The 3,560-nt window shown below is 69.6% G+C and carries 3 protein-coding genes and 2 pseudogenes; 2 read left to right on the top strand and 3 right to left on the bottom strand.

The annotated features are described in order from the left end of the window. Positions 1-125 precede the first annotated feature (125 nt). On the bottom strand, positions 126-791 hold the full coding sequence (locus ACZ4MF_RS48730; RefSeq protein WP_467500865.1) for a hypothetical protein: 666 nt from the start codon (positions 789-791) through the stop codon (positions 126-128). Positions 792-843: 52 nt separating this feature from the next. Then, a pseudogene (locus ACZ4MF_RS48725) lies at positions 844-954 on the bottom strand (IS630 family transposase); the annotation flags it as partial. A gap of 67 nt (positions 955-1,021) precedes the next feature. On the opposite strand from ACZ4MF_RS48725, the pseudogene ACZ4MF_RS48720 reads away from it, so the two are divergent. Further along, positions 1,022-1,534: pseudogene (locus ACZ4MF_RS48720) on the top strand (IS6 family transposase); the annotation flags it as partial. Between the two features lie 360 nt (positions 1,535-1,894). Here ACZ4MF_RS48720 and ACZ4MF_RS48715 read toward each other — a convergent pair. Further along, positions 1,895-2,767, bottom strand: a complete 873-nt coding sequence (locus ACZ4MF_RS48715; RefSeq protein WP_467500863.1) for a helix-turn-helix domain-containing protein — start codon at positions 2,765-2,767, stop codon at positions 1,895-1,897. 169 nt (positions 2,768-2,936) lie between these two features. Here ACZ4MF_RS48715 and ACZ4MF_RS48710 point away from each other — a divergent pair. Next, positions 2,937-3,560, top strand: a 624-nt coding sequence (locus ACZ4MF_RS48710; RefSeq protein WP_467500861.1) for an NAD-dependent epimerase/dehydratase family protein, incomplete at its 3' end; no start/stop codon positions are given.

The following is a 3,560-nucleotide window of genomic DNA, read 5'->3' as shown; positions in this document are numbered from 1 at the left end:
GGGGGCCCGGCGCCCCGCCCACCCCCCCCGGGGCTGGCCACCCAGCCCCCCAAAAACCCTTCCCCCCCCCCCGCCCCCCGGGGGCGCCGCCCCCCCGGGGGGGCGCCGCCCCCGCTGCTACCGGTTCACACCGGCGAGGGCAGGTGCACTGCGGGCAGCAGCCCCAGCTCGATCTCCCGATGCGGAAGCGACAGTCCGAGATGCCCGCCCACTGCCGCGAACAGCCGCTTCGCCAACTCCTCGTCCTCGTCCTCGGGGTCCTCGCAGCCGGGGAAGGTGTGCCGCACCGCCCCGGCCCGGCGCATGACCGCGTCCAGCGCGGCGAACGTCCCGAGCCGGTCCCTGGGCGGGATCGCGGTCTCCAGCAGGCTGTCACCAGGCTCGCCGGAACTCACCTCGCCGGCTGCGTCGACGTAGCACACCCACGGGTGCTCGTGCAGGAAGCGGTCCAGGCAGACGAGTTCGTTGCCCTGCTCCACCAAGGTGTCCTGGCCAAGCCGGTCGAGGAAGACGAGGTGCCAGGTGGACCGCTCGACCTCCACGACGTACGTCCACTCGCCGCTGCGGCCGAACATCGCCACACTGTCACCCAGGTTCACGCTCAGCCTGTCGAAGTCCTTGAACAGAGGCGGCCGTTCGGCCATGCCGCGGTCGGCGCCGAGGCGGACCACGAAGTCCACCGGGTCCACGCCCCGCACCGCCGTGAGGCTGATGTCCGAGAGCATCCCGTCCTTGGCGATCGCACCGCTGTACCAGTGCTCGCCGACCCACGCCAAACCGTTGTCCGTCACCGTGACGACCCCTCTCCTCGACCTTCGCGCACACGTTAGTGACTTCGGCCGGTCAAGGTGACGTTGGATCACCGGGAGTCAGGCCGGTGCAGGCTGTGAAGCCGTCAAGGGTGTCGGGCCGGTACTGGAGGCGTTTGAGCCGGTTGCGGACGAGGGCCTCAAGCGGTGTTATCAAGTTGAGGAGCCGGGGTGCGGTGATCTTGGTGGGATCGTTGTGGGAGGGGCTGTTCGTGGATACCGCTGTACCGTCGTACCGGGGGTTCCGGTTCCCGTCGGAGGTGATCGCGCACGCGGTCTGGCTGTACTTCCGGTTCCGGCTGTCCTTGCGTGACGTGGAGGAGCTGCTGTTCGAGCGCGGGATCACCGTCTCCTACGAGGCGATTCGTCTGTGGTGTGAGCGGTTCGGGCCCCAATACGCCGCCAGGCTGCGCCGGCGGCGGTCCCGCCCGGGCGACCGGTGGCATCTGGACGAGGTGTTCATCAAGGTCAACGGGAAGACGCGCTACCTGTGGCGCGCGGTGGACCAGGACGGCAGCGTCCTGGACATCCTGGTGACCGACAAGCGCGACACCAAGGCCGCCAAGCGGTTCTTCCGCAAGCTCCTCAAGGGCACCGAGACGGTGCCGCGGGCGGTGGTCACGGACAAGCTCCGCAGTTACGGGGCAGCCCACCGCCAGGTCATGCCGTCCGTCGAGCACCGCTCCTTGAAGTACTTGAACAACAGAGCCGAGAACTCGCATCTCACCGACCCGCCGATGACGACCGCGCCACCGTCCGGGGCAGGTCCGTCGGTCAGGCCGGCCGCGGTGCTGTAGTTCTGCCGGACGGTCGCGATGGCCACGTCGTCGACCAGGACGTCCTGGTCGTGTGCAGCCCGCCACAGCGCCAACGCTGCCAGCCGTCTGATCAGCCCACTCCCTTTCCAGCGTCGGCTGATCATGCACCAGAAGGATTCGGCCCGGCCGAAGACGGACGTCGGCCGCTGCGCCAGCCGTTGGCCGACGAGGAGGACGGCGAGTTGTGACACGACGGAGTCGGCACGCGCGAACGGAGTCTTCCGAGGTGGTGCTGGTGGGGCAGCCGTCCGACCGGGTGCGCGGCCGTTACGTCCGCCGCCCCCAGGCTGCATCGAAGGAGGGGGGATCTGGGGCCGATGCCGGTGGCAGCGATGCGGAAGCCAGCAGGCTGAGCTTTTCGGCGCTGTCGGATCCGGGCTGCGGGTGGTAGATGACGAGCATCATCGCGTTGGTCCCGTTGAGGAGGAGCTTCTCGCGGTCAAGGGTGATCGGCCCTACCTGGGGATGCTCGAACGTGAGGGAAACTGCGGTGCGCCGGGTTGCCACGTCGTGTCGGGCCCACAGCTGGCGGAACCGCGGACTGGCGACCGAAAGCTCCCCGACCAGCTCGACCACGCGCGGGTCGTCGGCATCGGTCCCCACCGAGTTGCGGAAGCTCGCCACCAGGCCGGCCGTCGTGCGCTCCCACTCGGGGAACATGGCCGCCTCGGCCTGATCCAGGAAGACGTCCTTGAGGCGGTTGCGGCCCGGTACCAGGCGTGGTGAGAACGCTGTGGCCCACTGGTTGGCGGCGAGCACGTCGAGGTAGCGGCCCTCCACGAACGCCGGCAGGCCAAGGGTGTGCACCAGCCGCGCGACGCTGGGCGGGACGATCTCACGCTGCGGACGCCGACGAGTGCGCTTTGGCTTGTCGGCGGCGAGGGTGAGCAGGTAGGCGTCGTCATCGAGCTGCAGGACCCGGGCGATGGACTGAAGCACCTGGACCGAGGGATTGCGGTCGCGGCCCTGCTCCAGGCGCAGGTAGTACTCGGCACTGATGCCCGAGAGCATCGCCACTTCCTCACGGCGCAGGCCCGGAACGCGGCGGCGCCCGATGACCGGGATGCCGACCTGCTCGGGGGTGACCAGCTCGCGCCGGGCACGGAGGTACTCACCCAGCAGATTCGGCTCCTCGCTCATACCCGCCAGCTTAAGCAGGAAGCGGGCCGGGTGCCTGGTCCCCGCACTACCAGTGTCAGCGGGGAACTGCCTCGCCTCGCTCTGTGGCCGCAGGCTGGGGAGGTGTCGAGCACCCGGTCGGGACGGCCGGTGCCCAGCTTCATACACCCCACGACAGGAGTAGATGATCATGTCCAAGCAGCGTGTGCTGGTGACCGGGGGCTCGGGTCTGATCGGCGGGCACGTGATCCTTGAGCTCCTCGCCCAGGGCCACCTGGTGCGAGCCACCGTCCGGTCGCTGGACCGGGAAGCCGCCGTCCGCGCGTCCCTGACGCAGGCCGGAATGACGGCCGGTGACGACCTCGAGTTCGTCGCCGCCGATCTGACCCGCGACGAGGGCTGGCCCCAGGCACTCAAGGAGGTCGACTACGTCATCCACGTCGCCTCCCCGGTCATGCCGGGCCACGTCGAGGACGAGCAGCAGGTCATCGGCCCCGCACGCGAGGGTGCGCTGCGCGTGCTGCGGGCGGCTCGCGACAGCGGTGTGACCAGGGTGGTGCTCACCTCGGCGTTCCACGCGGTTGCGTGGGGTCACCCGCACAGCGACCATGTGTTCACTGAAGAGGACTGGACGGTCCTGGACGGGCCGGGCACCGACGCCTACGGACGCAGCAAGACGCTGTCGGAGCGGGCGGCGTGGGACTTCATCACCACCGAGGGCGGCGGCCTGGAGCTGACCACGCTGCTTCCCGTCGCGGTGATGGGGCCGGTGCTGGGCCCGAAGGTCACCGGCGCCAACCAACTGGTCCAACGA

The organism is Streptomyces sp. NPDC025793 (assembly GCF_055558375.1).
This window is presented reverse-complemented; position numbering and strand designations above follow the sequence as displayed.